The following is an 18092-nucleotide window of genomic DNA, read 5'->3' on the forward strand; positions in this document are numbered from 1 at the left end:
GCCCGAACGCACCGGACCACGGAGGAGACCGCCGTGACCATGCCCGCCATCGAGCACCTGGCCCCACCCGGCACGGACTTCGCCACCGACCCGTACCCCGTCTACGCCCTGCTGCGCGAGCGCGGCCCGGTCCACCACGTGCCCACCGCCGACTCCGGGAACATCTGGCTGATCGTCGGCCACGACGAGGCCCGCGCCGCCCTGACGGACCCACGGCTGCGCAACGACATACGCCACTCGTCCGGTTGGACGGACGACGGCGGCCACGCCATCGGCCGGAACATGCTCCAGACCGATCCGCCCGACCACACCCGCCTGCGCGACCTGGTCGCCCGCGAGTTCACCCGGCGCCGCGTCGCATCCCTGCGCCCCCGCGTCGAGCGGATCACCGGCGACCTCCTGGACGCCATGGCGCCGCTGGGCCGCGCCGACCTGGTCGAGAGCCTCGCCATGCCGCTGCCGGTGGCCGTGATCTGCGAACTCATCGGCGTTCCCGCCGCCGACCGGAACGCCTTCCACGGCTGGTCCACCGAGATCGTCCACCCCACCGACCCGGCATCCGGCGACGCCGCCGCCCAGGCCATGACGGCCTACCTCACCGCCCTCGTCGACGACAAGCGCCGGGAGCCGGGCGACGACCTCCTCAGCGCCCTGGCCGCCCCCGCGCCCTCCGGGGAGGACCGGCTCTCCCCGGAGGAACTGCTCGGCATGGCGTTCCTGCTGCTCGTCGCCGGGCACGAGACCACCGTCAACCTCGTCTCCGGCGCCGTCCACGCCCTCCTCACCCACCCCGAGCAGCTCGACGCCCTCCGCGCCGATCCCGCCCTCCTCGCCGGCGCCGTCGAGGAGACCCTGCGCCACAACGGCCCGGTGATCACCTCGGCCCACCGCTTCACCGCCGAACCGGTGGAGATCGGCGGCACCACCATCCCGGCCGGGGAATCCGTGCTCGTCGTGTTGGCCTCGGCGTCCCGCGACCCCGAGCGCTTCCCCGACCCCGACCACTTCGACATCCGCCGCGACACGCGGGGCCACCTCGCCTTCGGACACGGCATCCACCACTGCCCGGGCGCGCCGCTCGCCCGCCTGGAGGCCGCCGTCGCGCTGGAGGCGCTCCTGGGCCGCTTCCCCGACCTCGCGCTCGACGCCGACCCGGCCGACCTCGTCTGGCGCTCCGGGATGCTGCGCGGCCTGCGCCGGCTGCCCGTGCGGTACACCCCGCGAGAGCCCGGCGAGCGCTGAGGCGGGCGCGTCAGTCCCGGGCGGTGGTCCAGGCGCGGCGGAGCTGTTCGAAACGGGTGGGCAGCGGGGGCCGCCGTCCGGCGTGGGCGGCGTTGGTGCGGTACACGAAACGGCGCCAGGACAGCACCAGCCCCTGCCGGGTGATGGGCAGCCCCGCCGCGACCGTCACCCCGTTGTCATGGGTGTGGTGCACCGTCAACAGCAGCGCCTCGGGCGGCGAGCCCTCCAGCTCCGCGCACAGGTCGGCCCGGACGTCCATCCAACGCCGCAGCACCAGCACCGTGCCGGAGTCCAACCCGTGCCGGCGCGGGACGCGGTGCTTGCCGTGCTCGACGTCCACCCGGCCCGCCCCCAGGTCCAGCGACCGCACGGTGCACCGCAGCAGGTCCCCGTAGCGGGCGCCGGTGGCGCGGGCCAGCCCCACCACCACCGCCAGCCGCACCGTCTCCGGCTTGGCGCCCTCCTCCAGGGCCTGGGTCGCCAACGTCCGCCACACCCACTCGGCCTCCTCCGGCGACACGGTCGGCCGCGGATAGCGCCCCTTGTCCACCTGCCCTTCACGCCCTTCGCTCCTGCCGTGTTCGCCGCCATCGTCTCCACCCGCTCGGGATCCTCTGTCGCTTGGCACATTATTTCCCGAGCGGACGCCCGGACGGGCACCCGGACGGACACGGGTGGGTCAAGGGTGGGCGAGGACGCCTGTGGCGGGGCGTTCCGGTCGTCAGGCGCCGGTGTGGATGCGGCGGCCGGTGACGCGTTCGAGTCGGATGAGCACCCACAGGTCGCGTTCGCCGCCCGCCCACGGGCCGTAGGGGGTCCGTTCGGCCAGGCGGGCAGCCTCGTCCTCGTCGGCGGCTCGGGCGGGTCCGACGACGAGGACGCTCCAGCCGCGTCGGAAGGCCTCGTCCACGTGGTCGACCTCGAACGCCACCTCGTGGCCGATGGCCGCCGCGGGGGTGGTGCCGGGTGCGGTGCGGAAGGCGATCTCGTCGTCGACGAGTTGGTAGTTCAGGGGGACGATGGCGGGGCCTTCGGAGGTCGTCACCGCGATCCGTCCGACGCCGTGCGTGGAGAGGTGGGCGCGGCACTCGTCGCGGTCGAGTTCGCGGAGTTCGGGGTGGTGGGCGGGCACGCCGCGGCCGGGTGGGCGGCCGGCGCCGCCGCCGCGCAGCCAGTCGACGGAGGTCTCCAGGGCGGCGGCGAGGCGGAGCAGTCCGGGGCCGCTGGGGGACGCCGGGTGTTCCTCCAGGTACGCCAGGTAGCCCGGTGCCATGCCGGCTCGGGAGGCGGCCTCCTCGCGGGTGAGGCCGAGCCGTTCGCGTTGGAGGGCCACGCGCCGGCCGATGTCGCCGGGGTCGGGCGGTTCGTGGGCGGCCCTGTCGGACACGGCCACCGCCTCCTTCCGTCGAGTCCGTGATCGTCTCCGCCTCGGGTACCCGCCGGCGGGCCGCCCATGGGGGCGGACGGCCGGCGGGCGGATCACCCTTCGGGGACGAGCACCGCCCGGCCTCCGATCCGGCCCTCGCGCAGCAGTCGGTAGGTCTCGACGGCTTCCTCGAGGGGGTGGATCTCGACGTGGGGGCGGATCCGGCCGGCCTGGGCGAGGGCGACGACCTCGGCGAGTTCGGGGCGCGTGCCCCAGTAGGGGATGGTCACGGCGGCCTCCCAGGGCAGGGTGCCGTAGCGGAAGGGCAGGGTTCCCCCGGCCAGGCCGACCACGGTGATGTCGGATTCCGCGGCGGCGGCTCCGGCGGCGGTGGCCATCGTGGCGTCGGCGCCGACGCAGTCCAGCACCAGGGAGGCGCCCAGTCCGTCGGTGAGGTCCCTGATCCGCTCGGCGGCGTCCTCGCCGGCGGGCACGCAGTGGTCGGCTCCGGCGCCGGCGGCCAGGTCCAGTTTGTCCGAGGCGGTGTCGACGGCGATGACGTCGGCCGGACCGAGGGCCTTGAGTAGTTGGACGGCCATGTGTCCCAGGCCGCCGACGCCGATCACCACGGCCGCGGTGCCGGGGACGAGCCGGTGTAGGGAGCGTTTGACGGCGTGGTAGGGGGTCAGCGCGGCGTCGGTCAGGGGGGCGGCGGTGCGCGGGTCGAGGTCGCCGAGGGGGGTGAGCAGCCTGGGCGAGGGGACGATCGCGTACTCGGCCATTCCGCCGTCCGCGCCCAGTCCGCCGCCGGCGGCCTTCAGTTCGGGGGCGCGTCGGCAGTAGTTCTCCGCGCCTCGGGCGCAGGAGGGGCAGACGCCGCATCCCCAGGGTCCGTAGACCAGGACGGCGTCGCCCTCGCGCAGCCCGGAGCCGTGTGTGCCCGGCCCGAGGGTGTGGACCCAGCCGGCAGTCTCGTGCCCCAGGGTGAAGGGCAGGTCGTAGGGGAGGGTGCCGGCCGGCCAGTCCATGACGTGGAGGTCGGAGTGGCACACCCCGGCTCCGGCCACCTTGACCAGGACCTCTCCGGGGCCGGGTTCGGGGACCGGGATGCGGACCACCTCCGGCGGTTTCCGCCAGGCCGTCATCCGCACTGCCGTCATCTCGGACATCCGTGTCCTCCTGTCCGTGTGTCGCCTGTCGGTTGGGCGCCTGTTCGTGAGTCGCCTGTCGGTGGGTCGCCGAAGGGGCCGGACGTGCCCCGCGGTACCCCGCCGCGGCAGGGTGACACCACCGGGTGGCGCGGCCCGCCGGGCCGTCTCTCATGGCTCCGGTCCTGCCTCCCGCCGTCCGCTCGTGGGCGGTGTTCAGGGTCGGATGACGGTCAGTCCGGCCCGGTCGGCCGAGGCGAAGGAGTCGTCGACGGCGACCACGTCGCGTCCGGCCGCGTCCAGCAGCGAGGCGGCGATCGTCGCGCGCATCCCCGCGGCGCAGTGCACCCACACCTCTCCGTCGGGGATCTCGCCGGCGCGTTCGCGGAGTTCGTGGACGGGGATGTGGAGCGAGCCGTCGACCCAGCCCTTGGCGCGTTCGGAGTCCCGGCGCACGTCGAGCACCACCACGCGTTCGCCGTGTCCGCGTGCTCCCGCCAGGTCGGCGAACGACACCAGGGGGTAGGAGCGCGGGTCCTCGCCGTCGCGGACCCAGTCGGCGGGGTCGCCGGTGGCTGCCGCGGCGGGGCGGTCGATGCCGACCCGGGCCAGTTCCCGCTGGGCTCCGGCGAGCTGTTCGCGGGTTCCGGCCAGCAGTGTGACGGGCTTGCCCCAGGGGATCAGCCAGGCCAGGTAGGTGGCGAGTTTGCCGTCGGCCTCGAAGTTGAACGCCCCGGCCACGTGGCCCTCGGCGAACGCCACCCGGCTGCGCAGGTCCACCACCCACTCCCCCGCGGCGAGCCGGGCGGCGATCTCCTCGGCGTCCGCGCGCCGGGGCGGGGTGAGGTCCACCGGTGTCGGGCCGTGGGCGTTGACCGGGCCCATGTGGGCGTAGTAGGCGGGGATGTCCTCCAGGCCGGCGAGGAGGTCGGCGACGAAGGTGTCGGCGTCCTTGACCAGCGCGTCGTTGGCGGCGCGTTCCTCGCCGATGGTGGTGGCGTCGCCCTTGGCCTGGGAGGAGGCGCAGAAGCTGCCGAATCCGTGGGTGGGCAGGACGGGCACCTCGTCGGGCAGTTCGTCGACCAGTCGGCGGGCGGAGGCGTGCTGGGCCAGGGCGAGTTCGCGGGTCAGCCGTGGTTCGACCAGGTCGGGGCGGCCGACGGTGCCGATCAGCAGGGAGCCGCCGGTGAAGGCCGCCACCGCGCGTCCGTCCTCCTGGAGGACGTAGGAGGTGTGGTGCGGGGTGTGACCGGGGGTGGCCAGGGCGCGCAGCGTGAGGCCGTCGTCGACGTCCACGGTGTCGCCGTCGGCCATCGGGGTGCGCCGGATCGACACCCGGGCGTCGGCCGGCACCAGGTACTCCGCGCCCGTCACCCGCGCCAGCTCCGGGCCGCCGGTGACGTAGTCGTTGTGGACGTGGGTCTCGGCCACGAGGGCGATCCGCACTCCCCGACGGGCCGCCGGGACGAGCATCCGGTCGATGTCGCGCGGCGGGTCCACCGCCACCGCCGTCGACCGTCCGCCGGCCAGGTGGCTGTGGTTGCCCAGGCCCGGTGTCGCCACGGTGTCGACGAAGAACACGATGCCGCTCCTTCCGGTCGCCTCCGGATCGCTCCGCCGGGGTGCGGTGCGGCACGTCCCCAGCCCCTTTCCCCCTCGGGTACCCGAGGGGGAAAGGGGAAACGGGCGCGGGCGTCCGTCCCTCAGCGGCGGCCGGTCACGGCGGGCAGCACGCAGACCGCGCGGGGGAAGGCCAGTGGTTCGGCGGCCGGGGACGCCGGGGACAGGGTGCCGTCCGCCGGGTTCCGGTGGAAGACGGTGACCGTCCCGGAGTTCTGGTTGGCCACGTACAGCAGGCGCTGGGCGGGGTCGAAGGCCATGTGGCGTGGGGAACTCCCTCCGCAGGGGTGGTGGGAGACGGGCCGCGGGCGGGTTCCGTGCGGGCCGTCGGCGGCGAGGACGGTGACGGTGTCGTGGCCTCGGTTGGAGGCGTAGACGAACCGGCCGTCGGCCGAGACCAGCACCTCGGCGGCGGTGCTGGGGATCGGGTCGGCGTCCTCGGGCAGGATGGGGACGCGGGTCAGCGGGGTGAGGGCGCCCCGGCGGGGGTCGTACGCGCAGACGGTGAGGGTGGAGTCCAGCTCTCCCAGGACGTAGACGGTGCGCCCGGAGGGGTGGAGGGCCAGGTGTCGGGGGCCGGAGCCGGGCGGCATCCGCGTCTCGGTGCCGTCCGTCAGCAGGCCGCGCTCGGCGTCGAACCGGTGGACGTGGACGGTGTCGGTGCCCAGGTCGACGGTGAACAGCCGCTTCCCGGTGGGATCGGGCAGCACCATGTGGGCGTGCGGCCCGTCCTGCCGCTCGGGGTCGGGGCCGGAGCCGGTGTACCGCACGACCTGGGTCGTGCCGTCCGGGGCGCCGTCGGGGCGCAGTGCCACGACGGCCACCGTGCCGGAGGTGTAGTTCGCCGTGAACAGGTGGCGTCCGCCGGGGTGGACGGCGAGGTGGCAGGGGTGGGCTCCCCCGCTGGACGCTTCCCCGAGCGAGTGCCGTACGGCGCCGTCCCGGTCGAGGGCGAAGGCGGAGACGCGGCCCTCGGCCGTCTCGTTGACGGCGTACAGGACGCGGCCGGTCGTCGAGAGCGCCAGGAAGGACGGGTCGGGGGTGGGGACCACCGCCTCCAGGTGGAGCGCGCCGCTCGCGCGGTCGGCGCTCGCCACCCCGATGCCGTGGGCGGTGTCGCCGCTCGTGTAGGCGCCCAGGTAGACCCGTGTTCGGCGGCCGTCCGGACGCGACCCGGCGGCGGCGTCCGGGGCGAGCGCGAGCGTTCCGGCGGTCGCGCCGAGCAGGGTCAGGGCGGTGCGTCGTGTCGGTTGTCGTTCCGTCATCGGCCTCTCCGTTTTGGGAGCGCTCCCATAGGATGTTCGCCCATGGTCACAGCCCGCTCGTCTCCTGGGAAGGCCCACCGGGGACGGTGGACGCGCCGCGTGGCGGCACGCGGGCCGTGGTGCGACGCTGGGGACATGGGCGGAAAACGGCCGGGAGCCCGCCTGCTCCCCCTCGCCGCGGCCCTCGCCGCGTCGACGCTCCACCTGCTGTGGCTCCGTCCCCGGCTGCTGACCTGGGGCGCGACGCGGGAGGAGGTCGCCCGCGCCTACCCCGGCGACGAACTCGTCCCCGACGCCACCGGCTCGTCGACGATGGCCACGACCCTTCCGGCGCCGCCCGAGGAGGTCTGGTCCTGGTTGGTGCAGATGGGCGGCGACCGCGGCGGCTGGTATAGCTGGGACAGCCTGGACCACTACGGGGTGCCGAGCGCCGACCGGATCGTGCCCGAGTGGCAGGGCCCGCGGGTGGGGCAGCACCTGGAGGCGGCGAAGGGCGGCCGGGCCTGGTTCACCGTGGCCGTCCTGGAGCCGGGGCGGACCTTGGTGCTGCGGTCGGGCCTGGGGCTGCCGTCCGGCCGTTCCTTCGACGCGGATCACGAACCCCCGCCCCGGGCGCACATGGACGGGGTCTGGGGCTTCCACCTGCGGCCGACCCCCGACGGCGGCACCCGTCTGGTGGTCCGCACGCGCGGCCGGAGCCGCCCTCGGGCGCTCACCCTCCCGTTCGACGTGCTGGTGGGGGAACCCGCGCACTTCGTGATGCAGACCCGCCAGTTCCACAACCTGCGCACCCGGCTCGGCGCCGCTCCCCCGGAACCGTCGTAAGCGACGAGGTGCCTCTGCGGCGGGCCGGATCCATTTGTCGCCGTTCTTGATCTTCCGAGTTCGTCCGGACCCGTGCTCGGCGAGGCGGGTCCGGTCATGACGACCGGAGGGAGCCCGGTTCGGCGTCCGAGGTCGCCACGGCGGTCGAGGCTGCGTCGCGGCATCACACGGACGTGGAGATCGACCGACGGCGCACCGACACTCACAGCACTTCCAGCGTCGGGCCCGCCTTCGCCCACATGCTCGACCGCCATCTGCTCCCCGGGCTGATGAACGTCGGCTTGGCGGGGCCGTACCGGCCGGCGGCCGGAGAGGACGAGACCCGGCCGAACCCGTCACCGTCGCCGTCGCCGTTACCCGAGACGATCACCCGGGACCCGACCCACCGGCCGCCTCTCCCCCGCTCGGATTCACCGTCCGGCCCCGCTCCGGGGCCGTCGAGCGAGTTCTCGGCCGGCATGGAACACGCACCGCACATCAGGACGGAAAGCCCGGTCAAAGCGTCAGGCCGGTGCGCGCGGCACGCGCGCACCAGATGCCGACAGACGTGTCGGCAACAGCCGATAAGATGCCGTCACGCACGTCGTCAAGTTCAGGTAAAGGGCCGTGTGCGTCCTGTCGTCGCGCCCTCATTGCCCTCATCGCTCGGAGATCCCGTGTTCCTTGCCCTACGCGATCTGCGCTTCGCCCGCGGTCGCTTCGCCCTGATGGGTGCGGTGGTCGCGCTCATCGCCGTACTCGGCGTACTCCTGTCCGGACTCGCTTCCGGCCTGGCGGACGCCGGCATATCCGGCCTGCGCGCCCTGCCCGTGACCCATATGGCCTTCGACGAGAAGGCGACCAGCGAACAATTCTCCCGTTCGACCGTGGAGCAGGACGACTGGCAGGAGTGGTCCAAGGCCCCGGGCGTGGAGCGGGCGGAACCGTTCGGAAACACCCTGACCAACGCCCAGGTGACCCAAGGCGCCAAGAAAGGCGAGCAGGTCAACCTCGCCGTCTTCGGCATGGCCCCGGACTCCCCTCTGGCCCCCGATCCCACCGGGGGCAAGAGCCTGAAGGACGGCGGCCCGGGGATCGTCATCACCCGGGAGATCGCCGACCTGGGCGTGGAGGTCGGAGACGTCCTGACCGCGGACAAGAGCGAAGTGCGGCTGAAGGTCATCGGCCTGGTCGACGAGGCCGTCTCCTACGGCCACATCGGCGTCGCCTACGCCGACCTCGACACGTGGCGGCACCTGCACTACGGCCTGCCGGGCGACCTGCCCGAGGCCGCGCTCCGGCAGGCCACGGCCGTCGCCCTGACGTTGAAGGACGGCGCCGACGTCTCCGCCGTGGAGAAGGCCACCGCCACCCGCGCCGACACCAAGGAGGCCACCTTCGACGCGTCCCCGGGATACGCGGCCGAGTCGAGCACCATGGCCCTGATCAAGGGCTTCCTGTACGCCATCTCCGCCCTTGTCGTCGGTGCGTTCTTCACCGTCTGGACCGTGCAGCGCAAGGCCGAGATCGCCCTGCTGAAGGCGCTCGGCGCCCCCACCGGGTACATCCTGCGCGACGCGCTCGCCCAGGTCGTCGTCGTGCTCGTCGGCGCGACGGCCCTCGGCACCGCCATCGGCCTGGCCCTGGGAAGCGCGATGATCGGAAAAGCCCCGTTCTCCCTCTCCGCCCCCGCCATCGCCACCTCCTCCGGCCTCCTCATCGGGCTCGGAACCGTGGGCGCCGTCGTCGCCGTCCGCCGCATCACCGCCGTCGACCCCCTGACCGCTCTGGGAGCCACTCGATGACCACGCCCGCCACCGACCACCGGGCCACTCCGGACGCCGCGGGCTCCGGTGGACTGCGACTGCTCGACATCACCCTCACCCTCGGGGACGGCGACACCGCCGTGACGGCTCTCGACCACGTCGACCTGAACGTCGCTCCCGGGGAGTTCGTCGCGGTCGTCGGCCCCTCGGGCTCCGGAAAGTCCAGCCTCCTCGCCGTCGCCGGCGGCCTTCAGCGGCCCACCTCGGGCACGGTCCACATCGCCGGCACCGAACTGACCGCCCTGTCGGACGGAGAGCGCACCGCGGCCCGTCGACGCCACATCGGATTCGTCTTCCAGCAGTCGAATCTGCTGCCTTCCCTGACCGTCAGGGAACAACTCCTGCTGCCCCTGCACATCGACGGACGCCTCGACGCCGCGGCTCGGGCCCGGGCCGATGAACTCATCGAGGCGGTCGGGCTCTCGCACCGCGCCGACTCCCGGCCGCACCAACTGTCCGGGGGCGAACGCCAGCGCACAGGCCTGGCCCGCGCCCTGATGACCTCCCCCGCCGTCCTGCTGGTGGACGAACCCACCTCCGCGCTGGACCGCGTACGCTCGGCCGAGGCGGTACGGCTGATCGCCGAGCAGACCCATGAGCGCGGCACCGCCACGGTCATGGTCACCCACGACACGGCGATAATGCACACTGCCGACCGGGTGTACGAGATGGTCGACGGCCGCCTGTCCTGATCGGGGCCGTGGGCCGACGCCTCACTCCCGGCCCCGTTCGCCACCCAGGAGTCCGTGCCGCATGCCGAAGATCAACGCCCCCACCGTCGCCGAACATCGCGCCCGGCAGCGCGAGGCACTGGTCAGGGCGGCGATCGACATCCTGGTGAGCGAGGGCGCCGCCGCCGTCACACCCGCGGCGGTCGGCGCCCGTGCGGGTCTGGCCCGCTCCAGCGTGTACCAGTACTTCGACTCCTCGGCGGCCTTGCTGGCCACCATCACCGAGGAGGCCTTCCGGCGCTCCAACGAAGCACTCGCCAACGCCATGGCCGCCGCGAACGGCCCGGTGGAACGCGTCGAGGCGTTCTTCAGGGAAAGCCTCCGCCTCGGCGCCGAAGGAGCGCACCGGCCCGCCGCCGCCCTCATGAACGCCGGCCTCCCTCCCGCCTGCCAGGAACGGCTGATGGGGCTCCACCTGGAACAGGTCGAACCGTTCCGCGCGGCCGTCCGGCACATCGGTGTTCCCGACCCCGCGCTCACGGCGGACCTGATGGCCGGGATGCTGCACACGGCCCTTGCCGCCGTCGACCGCGGCGTCCCGCTCCACACGGTCACGGAGCGCACCCTCGCACTGGTACGGCGCTGCCTTGCTCCGGCCGACAGCACGGTCGGCGAACGTCGGGAAGACCACTGAGAACTTCCCGTGGCTTCGAAGAAGCCGACCCGTGGTCGTCTCGGAACGGTCCTTGCCGGAGCAGGACCGACAACAGGTCGCCGGCCCTCCACCGATCCCGCACCGGTTCTCGGAACCCGTCGCCCAGAAGCGAGACGGACCTCTTCCGGGACTTGCACCGCGCGAAAGCCCGGCCCCCATGGCAGGCCCTCGCCGCTGCCCCCTCAGCCGACCGTTCGGACGCCGCTTCGATCACAGCGAGCCCCTGGTCGCTTCGCGGCGGCTTCGGGAGAACAGGGCCGGGTCGGCGCGGAGCCGTGACACGGGCCGGGATGTCCGGCCGACGCGACTTCTGGTGAGGCGCGGTGGGTTGCCGTAGGGTGCCGGACGACCGTCAATGGGAGCGCTCCCAAGAGCGTTCCCGTCTCCCCTGGAGGTTCCATGCGCCCGCGTCTTCCCGCACCCCGCCGCCTGTCGCGCCCGTCCCGTCTGCTCGGCGCCCTCGCCCTCGCCCTGGCCGCCGTCACGACCGTGGCCGCCACGGGCGGCGCCGCACCCGCGCACGACCGCCACGGCGACCGCCCGCACCACGGTTGCCGGGCCGACGACGCGCTGCTGTTCTGCGAGGACTTCGAGGACTTACCGCGCGGCGCCGGCACCAGCCCGGACTGGGGCGTGGACACCCGGCACGGCACGCTGACCGTCGAACGCGACCGCCGCCACGGCGGCAAGCACCTCCCGGGTCAGGTGCTGCGCCTGCGCACCCAGGGCAACGGGCACGCCTTCCTGGAGGTCGACGACTTCGACGCCCCCGGCAACAGCTTCTTCGGCCGGATGCGGGTGCGTGTCGACGCCTTCCCCACCGCCCCGGACTGGGCCCACTTCACCCTGGTGGAGGCCGCCGGGCGCGGCGACGGCAGCGTGGTCCGCCCCATCGGCGGCCAGTACGTGCCGACCGTCGGCGGCGGGACACACCTGTGGGGCGTGGGCTCCGACGGCGGCCCGACGGGCGACTGGACCGACTGGCGCGAGTCCGCTCCGGCCGAGGCCGGGAGGTGGACGTGCCTGGAGTGGGAGATGGACGCCTCCGACAACCGCGTCTCGGTGTGGATCGACGGGAAGCCCAAGCCCGACCTGACCGTCACCACCACCCGCCACGGCGGCAACCCCGTCGACTTCGTCTTCCCCGACGTCGACACCGTCCGCATCGGCTGGCAGCTCTACCAGGGCGACCCCACCCCGGACTCCTACGACCTGCTCCTGGACGACCTGGCGCTCTCCACGGAGCGCGTGGGCTGCGGCCGTTGATCCCCGTGCCCGAAACGGATCCCACGAAGGCCCGGGCCGGCCACGGTCCGGGCCTCGCATCCGTCAATCCCGGGACGCCCCCTCGGGCCACAACACCCGGACGGGGACGCCGACGCGACGTGCGTGGGCCACCGCGTCGGCCGTGCCGCCGTGGCCACGGGCCGGTTTGCCGTCCCACACGGCGAGCAGCACGTCGACCATGCCGACGAGGAGTTCACTGCCCGCCTGGTGGGCGTGGGAACCCGACTCGACCAGCCCGGTGCGGTGCACCTCGACCGCACGCCGCAGCAGACCGTCGTAGGTGGGGTGGTGCCAGTCGGGCAGATCGTCGCGGTACTCCTCGGCCGGCAGGACGGCCTCCAGCCGCCCGCCGTGGTCGAGGACGATCTCGGCGAACCACGCGTCGGGCCCGTCCGCCAGACAGGACACCCCCACCAACTCCCCCGCCGGATACCGCCGCACCTCCGCGCTCACCATGCCGCGCACCCGCTCGGCGACCGGTTCGGGCAGCCCGCGGTGCCCGGTGATCCCCATCCGCATGGTCGTCCCTTCCTTCCCTCGCTCGGCATGGGAGACATCACGCGGCTTGTCCCCGCCGAACTCCCATTCCTTGAAGGTGTGTCGCCCTCGTCGCCAGGCTGAACCGTCGCATCCGGACAGACCGGTGAACGCCGCTCACAGTATGTTCCACCGCAGTCGGGTGTCCGAGTTCCGCAGCCCCACGATGCGGCGTTCCACCTCGGCCATGGCCCCGGGGGTGCGGGCCGCCTTGCGGGCGTTGGTGGTGATCATCCGCAGTTCCCGGACGTCCCGCAGGACGGGATACCCGGGCCAGTCCGTGACGTCGTGGCCGTACGCCTCCGCGAAGCTCCTGTAGTGCTCGGAGCCGTGGCCGAAGCGACGGCAGTGGATCTCGATGGTCGTCAGGTCCCATTCGGGCCGGCCCCAGACCACGGTGTCCCAGTCGCACAGCACGATCCGGTCGCCGTCGTACAGGGCGTTGCGGTGCTGGGGGTCTCCCTGGAGGACGGCCCGAGGAAGTTCGTAGGAGACGTCCGCGAGTTGTTCCTCCAGTCGGTCCACACGCTGCGAGAGGAAGCGGAGTGCTTCCTCCGGCAGCGTGGTGATCGCCGCGAGGGAGGCACGGATCGCCGAGACGTTGTCCAACTGCCTGAGCCGAAACGGCGGAGCGGGTAGTCGGTGCAGAGCATGCAGTGGTTCGGCGATCCGTGCCGCGAGCACCGGGGTGTCGGGCTGGGGAAGGTACGTCCAGAAGGTGACCGGGTGGCCGTCGACGACGACGGGTTGCTCCGGGACGGGGTACAGCGGGGCCGTGGGGAAACCGCGCTCCATCAGCCACCGTACGAAGCGGACGGTGTGCTGGACTCCGGCCAGGCGCGAGCCTCGCTGGGCGATCTTGACGACGACGGGCGCGCGGGTGAGGCGCACGACGGCGTTGGTGTGGCCGCGCAGGAGCACCGCGTCCGTGGCGTCCAGTCCGGCCGCCTCGCATGCGCGTTCCAGGACGTGACGCATCTCGGACTCGACGAAGCCTCCGTGGAGGGGCATCGGTTCAGTCATGGGCCAAGGCTGACCGACGGCTCGTGTGCCTGTCACGCCGTCCCCGACGGAAGTGCCAGGATCTCGCCCAACTCCCGTACGGCCCGGGCGGACCTCATCGAAGGCGGCAGCACGTCGATGACGTGGTGCGCCCGTGCTTCCAGGATCGTCGTCCGGTGAGCGGGAGGTACCTGGAGATACGCCGCTCCGGCCAACCGGCACGCTTCGGTCAGGTTCCGCTCCCGGGCCAGGCTGATGGCCTGCTCCAGCCTGAGCAGTGCCGGATCGATGCCGCTCCGGCTCGGATACAGGTCCAACGCCTGCCGTTGGACCTCACGGGCCTGACGGCCGCGGCCGAGGAAGGTGTGGACGCCGCTGAGGTAGAGCAACAACCGGCGTTCGGGAAAGGCGAAGGCGTCTTCCACCGGCCCGTGCTCGCACTTCTCGAACACCGTGTACGCGTGACGGAGCGCGCGCTCCGCGCCGGTGGCCTCACCCTGTCTGGCGAGCGCCCGCGCTTCGGCGGCCGCGGCAAAAGCTCCCGTGATGCTGAAGCGGTGACGCAGAAGCATCCGGGCTTCCCGGGCCAGGGAGACGGCGGATTCCAACGGCCCGTAGTAGTACGGCAGCATCGCGGCCTGGGCACGCACCCTGGCCCGGATCTCGATGTTCCCGCTGTCGTCCGCCGCCGTGCGGGCAGTGGCGTACCACGCGCGGGACTGCCTCAGGCGGCCCAGTTTCATCAGGCAGTCGGCGACGAGGGTCGCCAGGAGAGCGATCATCTCCGACAGTCGTACCTGTACCGCCGCGGGTTGGCGTTCGGCCGCCAGGGTCCGGACCTCTTCCAGATCCGTGAGCAGCATCCCCAGCATCGGCTCCGGCGGTGTGGAGATGTACTGTCCGCGCAGCCACAGCAGACGCTCGTCGAGCAGGTCCAGTTGACCGGAAGTGACACCGGCGGACGCCAACGTTCGATCGACGGAGCGGCGGACGGCCCCTGCCAGTCGATCGACGGGATCATCCACGTCGATGGCGACCGAATCACTCACCGGCCGGCAGGCAACGGGAGAGTTCCCGTCGTCTCCCTCTTGGACATGCGCCGCCGCAGGTGGAAGGACCCGTACCGCCGACCGGGAAGAACGGCTGTAGTCCCCGACCAGACCAAGACTTTGGGAATCGGTTCGGTACAGACGGCAGAGGAGATCCACCATGCGAGAAGCGACGATGCACAAGGTTCCGGGGCGTCGTGGCCGGATTGGCCCCTTGTAGGGCCTTCGTGCGCGTGTCACACAGTTGAGAGGCAGGTCGTCAGGCAGAGGGGGGACGCTGCATGTCCGAGTTGGGTGGCGGTCCGAAAGGGCCATCGGAGTGGGCTGTCGGGCGGTTCGGACAACAGGCCGGCAAGGTTGCAGCGGAAGTTCCGGTGCGACTAGCCAAGGCGCACGCGAAGGCTCACGCCACGCACCTCACAGCCGGCCTGAAGAAGCGGAGTCCATATGGTGTCACTCTCGCGGAGGCTGTGCGTGAGAACCTGGCGGACATGGCACGGGAACTGGGCGAGTCCGTGCGCGACGTGCGCGGATACGAGTACGCAGTGATCAACGAGCACGCCCTCTTCCCCTACAGGTACGCGGACCGGCTGAGGCCCCTTGATCGTGCTCGACTGCCATCCAACGCTTCCCCTACACGCCGTCGACTGTTCTGGGCACACGGTCCGCAGCCGCCGGAGGGGCTGTTCGAGCTCGATGACAACCTGACAACGGAGGAGTACCTAGAGCTGCACGAGGCGTTCGAGGAACTGGGGGCCTCCACGAAGCTCGTCTGTGTGTTCTTCACAGCCGACGTGGAGAGCGGCATCCATGTCATCCACTGGGGAGAAGCCCACCTTGAACCTGATCGCACCTTCACGTGGCCCTACAGTGAACAGCTTTCGGTTGCTTCCGTGCCGCTTGAGTGACGGGGCAGGGCTGTCGTTGTCTGTTCGGTGCCGGGCGCGAGTCATCTGATCCCCGAACCATCTGTGGGCCGTACGAGGGTGGTCAGCGATAGCAGAGGGCGGCCGAGAACGACGACGCGCTCCTGATGCGCGACCACGACTTGATCAGCGACCCGCAGACGGTTGTCATCGTGAGGGCTCAGCAGCGTGCAGCGGAGCAACACCACCGTAGGCTACGGCGACCGGCAATGCGCCGATGCTTCGCGAAGTGACATCAGCAGATGACATCAACGTCCCCGGACAGCAGCGGAAAGAGACAGCCGCACGAGGACCGGGAACTCTGTCAGGGCACAAGATCCGGGCAGGCCGCGCAGCGCGGTGATCGAACTCCTGAAGCGGTGCTCTGGGAGGAGGGTCGCGACGCGACGGCCGCGGCGGCTGTCATCATGCGGTGACAGGCGGGCAGCTACCGGCAGGGTGGACTCTGGAGGCGATCCGCGACGTCTCCGGCGATCGCGAGGCCGTGGTGCTCGACACCGATCGTGTGGTGACATGGCGGGGCCGGCCGGGGCAGGACGAACGGCTCCGGCCCCGGATCGTCCTGGGGTTTCACGGACTGTGTCTGGTGCAGCCGGTCGACGATGAGGACTGGTACATGGGCAGCCTGTACGAGGACGGCAGCGTCGACTGTTGGAGCGCCTACGACGACCTCCACGCGGCCCTTCGCGGCCTGTGACCCATAAGGCCTCCGCTCCAGCCGGCACAACCTCGGCCGTCTCGGTCTTCGATTCGCCCGTCGCGTCTACCCCCGTCCGGTGGCGCGTCTTGGTCGCCGCCACCGGACGGGCGTGCCCCGCAAGGGTCTCAGCGCAGGTAGGTCCGCTGCCATTCGGTGATGGGCATGCCCTCCGCCGCCTCGGCGAGAGTCCGTGCGGAGGGCGTCTTCAGCTTCGCGCGGGTGGTGTCCACCCACTCCCGGGCATTGGTATAGCCCTGTTCCAGGTACTCCAACCCCTGGATCACGCACTCCAGCTTGTCGGCGTCGTGTGCGACGAGCACTTCCGGCGAGTCGCCGTTCTCGTACTCGTGGACCACGGCCTTGATGCCCTCGGCGACGGCGGGGTGCGCGTCCGCGACCTGGTCGGCGGTGACCTTCTCGTTCGAGGCCGCCTGGAGGTAGCGCCGGCCGATCCACGGGATGTCGCCGACCCGGGTCTCCTGAGTGTCGTGGAAGGTGCACAGCAAGGCGACCTTGGCGGGATCGGCGCCTTCCATCATGGCCAGTACGGCGCCGATGACGGCGGTGCGGAAGGAGTGCTCGGCAATGGTCTCGGGATCCTTCACACCGGCGATCCACCAGCCACTCCGCCTGCCGCGCTTGAGGGCGCCCATCTCCATCAGATAGCCGACGGTCCCCTTGGCGGCCTGCTCGTCAGTCATGCGGTCGTTCCCTTCGGGCGGATCACTGGCTGCTCAGCCTCAGACCGTAGTGCAGCGACTCCGGCTCACAACGGAACCGACGAGGGACCGCACCCTGTTCGAGAAGCGTGGTGACACGCGCCGAAAGGTCCGCGTGCGGGTTCCGGTCGGCCGGGAGGACACCCGGCTCCGAGCAGCTTCGCCCGCTTCGAGATCGCCCTCTGGGACCCCGAACGCGACTGGTTCAGCGGTGAAGAGTCGGTCACCCTCGCCGACACGCTCGGGCACCCCGTACGTCAGGTCAGAGCCCACATCCGACACAAAGCTCAACAGATGCCGGGTGTTCTTCGGCGGATGCCCCCTCGGCCAACCACTCGTCACAGGCGTCACAGGCCGTCGCGCTCGATCAGCGAGCCGTCAGGCCCCAGCGTGTAGATGCGTGGCGGGCCCATGGCCTCCACGGCCCGTCTCAGTTCCGCCTCCTTCTCGGCGGGGTCGGGGCCGTTCGGGTCCCGCATACGGAATCCGTGGAGTCGGATGGCGCCCGCGTCGACGTCGTCGGGATCGGGACGCCCTTCCAGGACGAACCCGCAGAGCGCGCGCAGTGCGTCTTCGCCGAATTCCAGGGGGTGGAAGGGCAGGGCGTACGGCTCTTCTTCCTCGTCCGGCCAGGAGATGACGTCGGCCGGGCGGTCCCCGGCCCAGTAGGACAGTTCGAAGGGGAGCGGTTCGCCGATGTTCTCGATGATCCCGCTGTCCGGCGACAGGCTCAGGGAGCGGACGAGGTGCCCGTCCTCCCACACGGCGAACGCGAGCCAGTCGACCACGCTGTGCATGGCGTGCAGGACGAGTCGTCGTCCGGCACTCGCCGCGACCAGATGCTCCGGAAGCTGCGACGGGAAGTCGATCATCACTTCCCGGTCGCAGAGGATCTCCACGTTCGGCCGGCAGGCCGCATGGGCCGTCCCGTCCGGGGGATACACGCCGTCCCTGAGGTTCGACCCCGTGCTCGCCTCGACTTCCCACCCCGGATAAAGACGCCGCACCATGGCGGACGTCCGTGCCGGGTCCGCCGCGCCCACCTGCCGCAGCAAGCCCGGTACGTCGCCGTCGGCGTACACCAGCAGCCCTGTCTTGGCTCCCAAGGCCCCTCCCCGAGCATCACGTCCGATGACCGTCGCACCGTAGCCGCCCACACTGACACCGGGGGCGGCTCACCGGTGAAACGGCGGTCCGCCGGGCGCCCCGTCAGGG

Annotated in this window: 18 protein-coding genes and 1 pseudogene; 9 read left to right on the plus strand and 10 right to left on the minus strand. The window is 72.0% G+C overall.

Annotated elements, in window-relative coordinates; translation table 11 throughout:
• The first annotated feature begins 39 nt into the window (after positions 1-39).
• Positions 40-1242 carry a cytochrome P450 family protein gene (locus IF47_RS0119870; RefSeq protein ID WP_031510223.1) on the plus strand — a complete coding sequence of 401 codons (1203 nt, stop codon included), beginning with the start codon at positions 40-42 and terminating at the stop codon, positions 1240-1242.
• Between the two features lie 10 nt (positions 1243-1252).
• On the opposite strand, the gene IF47_RS0119875 is transcribed toward IF47_RS0119870, so the two are convergent.
• From IF47_RS0119875 to IF47_RS0119895, 5 genes are all read right to left on the minus strand, one after another.
• The gene (locus IF47_RS0119875) at positions 1253-1792 is read right to left on the minus strand and encodes a tyrosine-type recombinase/integrase (RefSeq protein ID WP_051717918.1); all 540 of its coding nucleotides are present in this window, start codon (positions 1790-1792) and stop codon (positions 1253-1255) included.
• Between the two features lie 171 nt (positions 1793-1963).
• On the minus strand, positions 1964-2629 hold the full coding sequence (locus IF47_RS0119880; RefSeq protein WP_425423625.1) for a helix-turn-helix domain-containing protein: 666 nt from the start codon (positions 2627-2629) through the stop codon (positions 1964-1966).
• A gap of 92 nt (positions 2630-2721) precedes the next feature.
• Entirely contained in the window at positions 2722-3768 is a 1047-nt protein-coding gene (locus tag IF47_RS0119885; RefSeq protein ID WP_031510226.1) for an NAD(P)-dependent alcohol dehydrogenase, read from the minus strand.
• A 204-nt stretch (positions 3769-3972) separates the two neighbouring features.
• Positions 3973-5337: an MBL fold metallo-hydrolase gene (locus IF47_RS0119890; protein WP_031510227.1), complete on the minus strand. Its 1365-nt coding sequence runs from the start codon at positions 5335-5337 to the stop codon at positions 3973-3975.
• Between the two features lie 122 nt (positions 5338-5459).
• Positions 5460-6641: a lactonase family protein gene (locus IF47_RS0119895; protein WP_031510228.1), complete on the minus strand. Its 1182-nt coding sequence runs from the start codon at positions 6639-6641 to the stop codon at positions 5460-5462.
• A 135-nt stretch (positions 6642-6776) separates the two neighbouring features.
• Between IF47_RS0119895 and IF47_RS0119900 the strand changes: the two genes are divergently transcribed.
• The 6 genes and pseudogenes from IF47_RS0119900 to IF47_RS0119925 all read left to right on the plus strand — a co-directional run bounded on the left by IF47_RS0119900 (position 6777) and on the right by IF47_RS0119925 (position 11923).
• Positions 6777-7466, plus strand: a complete 690-nt coding sequence (locus tag IF47_RS0119900) for an SRPBCC family protein (RefSeq protein ID WP_031510229.1) — start codon at positions 6777-6779, stop codon at positions 7464-7466.
• A gap of 125 nt (positions 7467-7591) precedes the next feature.
• Positions 7592-7771 (plus strand): annotated as a pseudogene (locus IF47_RS32165) (Tn3 family transposase); the annotation flags it as partial.
• A gap of 351 nt (positions 7772-8122) precedes the next feature.
• Entirely contained in the window at positions 8123-9250 is a 1128-nt protein-coding gene (locus IF47_RS0119910) for an ABC transporter permease (protein ID WP_031510231.1), read from the plus strand.
• On the plus strand, positions 9247-9963 hold the full coding sequence (locus IF47_RS0119915) for an ABC transporter ATP-binding protein (RefSeq protein WP_031510232.1): 717 nt from the start codon (positions 9247-9249) through the stop codon (positions 9961-9963). The genes IF47_RS0119910 and IF47_RS0119915 overlap by 4 nt, the downstream gene beginning before the upstream one ends.
• A 61-nt stretch (positions 9964-10024) precedes the next feature.
• Positions 10025-10636: a TetR/AcrR family transcriptional regulator gene (locus tag IF47_RS0119920; RefSeq protein WP_031510233.1), complete on the plus strand. Its 612-nt coding sequence runs from the start codon at positions 10025-10027 to the stop codon at positions 10634-10636.
• Between the two features lie 420 nt (positions 10637-11056).
• Positions 11057-11923 carry a hypothetical protein gene (locus IF47_RS0119925; protein WP_051717920.1) on the plus strand — a complete coding sequence of 289 codons (867 nt, stop codon included), beginning with the start codon at positions 11057-11059 and terminating at the stop codon, positions 11921-11923.
• Positions 11924-11986: 63 nt separating this feature from the next.
• Here the strand turns inward: IF47_RS0119925 and IF47_RS0119930 are convergent, their stop codons facing one another.
• The 3 genes from IF47_RS0119930 to IF47_RS0119940 all read right to left on the minus strand — a co-directional run bounded on the left by IF47_RS0119930 (position 11987) and on the right by IF47_RS0119940 (position 14694).
• The gene (locus IF47_RS0119930) at positions 11987-12463 is read right to left on the minus strand and encodes a hypothetical protein (RefSeq protein WP_031510235.1); all 477 of its coding nucleotides are present in this window, start codon (positions 12461-12463) and stop codon (positions 11987-11989) included.
• Between the two features lie 135 nt (positions 12464-12598).
• The gene (locus IF47_RS0119935) at positions 12599-13504 is read right to left on the minus strand and encodes a phosphotransferase (protein WP_031510236.1); all 906 of its coding nucleotides are present in this window, start codon (positions 13502-13504) and stop codon (positions 12599-12601) included.
• A gap of 32 nt (positions 13505-13536) precedes the next feature.
• Complete coding sequence (locus IF47_RS0119940) at positions 13537-14694, minus strand: NsdA family TPR-like regulatory protein (RefSeq protein WP_483855127.1); 1158 nt, start codon at positions 14692-14694, stop codon at positions 13537-13539.
• Between the two features lie 119 nt (positions 14695-14813).
• Between IF47_RS0119940 and IF47_RS0119945 the strand changes: the two genes are divergently transcribed.
• On the plus strand, positions 14814-15440 hold the full coding sequence (locus IF47_RS0119945; protein ID WP_031510238.1) for a hypothetical protein: 627 nt from the start codon (positions 14814-14816) through the stop codon (positions 15438-15440).
• Between the two features lie 430 nt (positions 15441-15870).
• Positions 15871-16155: a hypothetical protein gene (locus tag IF47_RS0119950; protein ID WP_245641179.1), complete on the plus strand. Its 285-nt coding sequence runs from the start codon at positions 15871-15873 to the stop codon at positions 16153-16155.
• Between the two features lie 128 nt (positions 16156-16283).
• Here IF47_RS0119950 and IF47_RS0119955 read toward each other — a convergent pair whose 3' ends face one another.
• Together IF47_RS0119955 and IF47_RS0119960 are read right to left on the minus strand one after the other, a co-directional pair.
• Positions 16284-16859: an HD domain-containing protein gene (locus IF47_RS0119955; protein WP_031510240.1), complete on the minus strand. Its 576-nt coding sequence runs from the start codon at positions 16857-16859 to the stop codon at positions 16284-16286.
• A 365-nt stretch (positions 16860-17224) separates the two neighbouring features.
• Entirely contained in the window at positions 17225-17983 is a 759-nt protein-coding gene (locus IF47_RS0119960; RefSeq protein ID WP_031510241.1) for a DUF6928 family protein, read from the minus strand.
• Between the last annotated feature and the right edge of the window lie 109 nt (positions 17984-18092).

The sequence above is a fragment of the Streptomyces megasporus genome (genome assembly GCF_000718985.1).
In the GTDB taxonomy this organism is placed as follows: Bacteria; Actinomycetota; Actinomycetes; order Streptomycetales; family Streptomycetaceae; genus Streptomyces; species Streptomyces megasporus.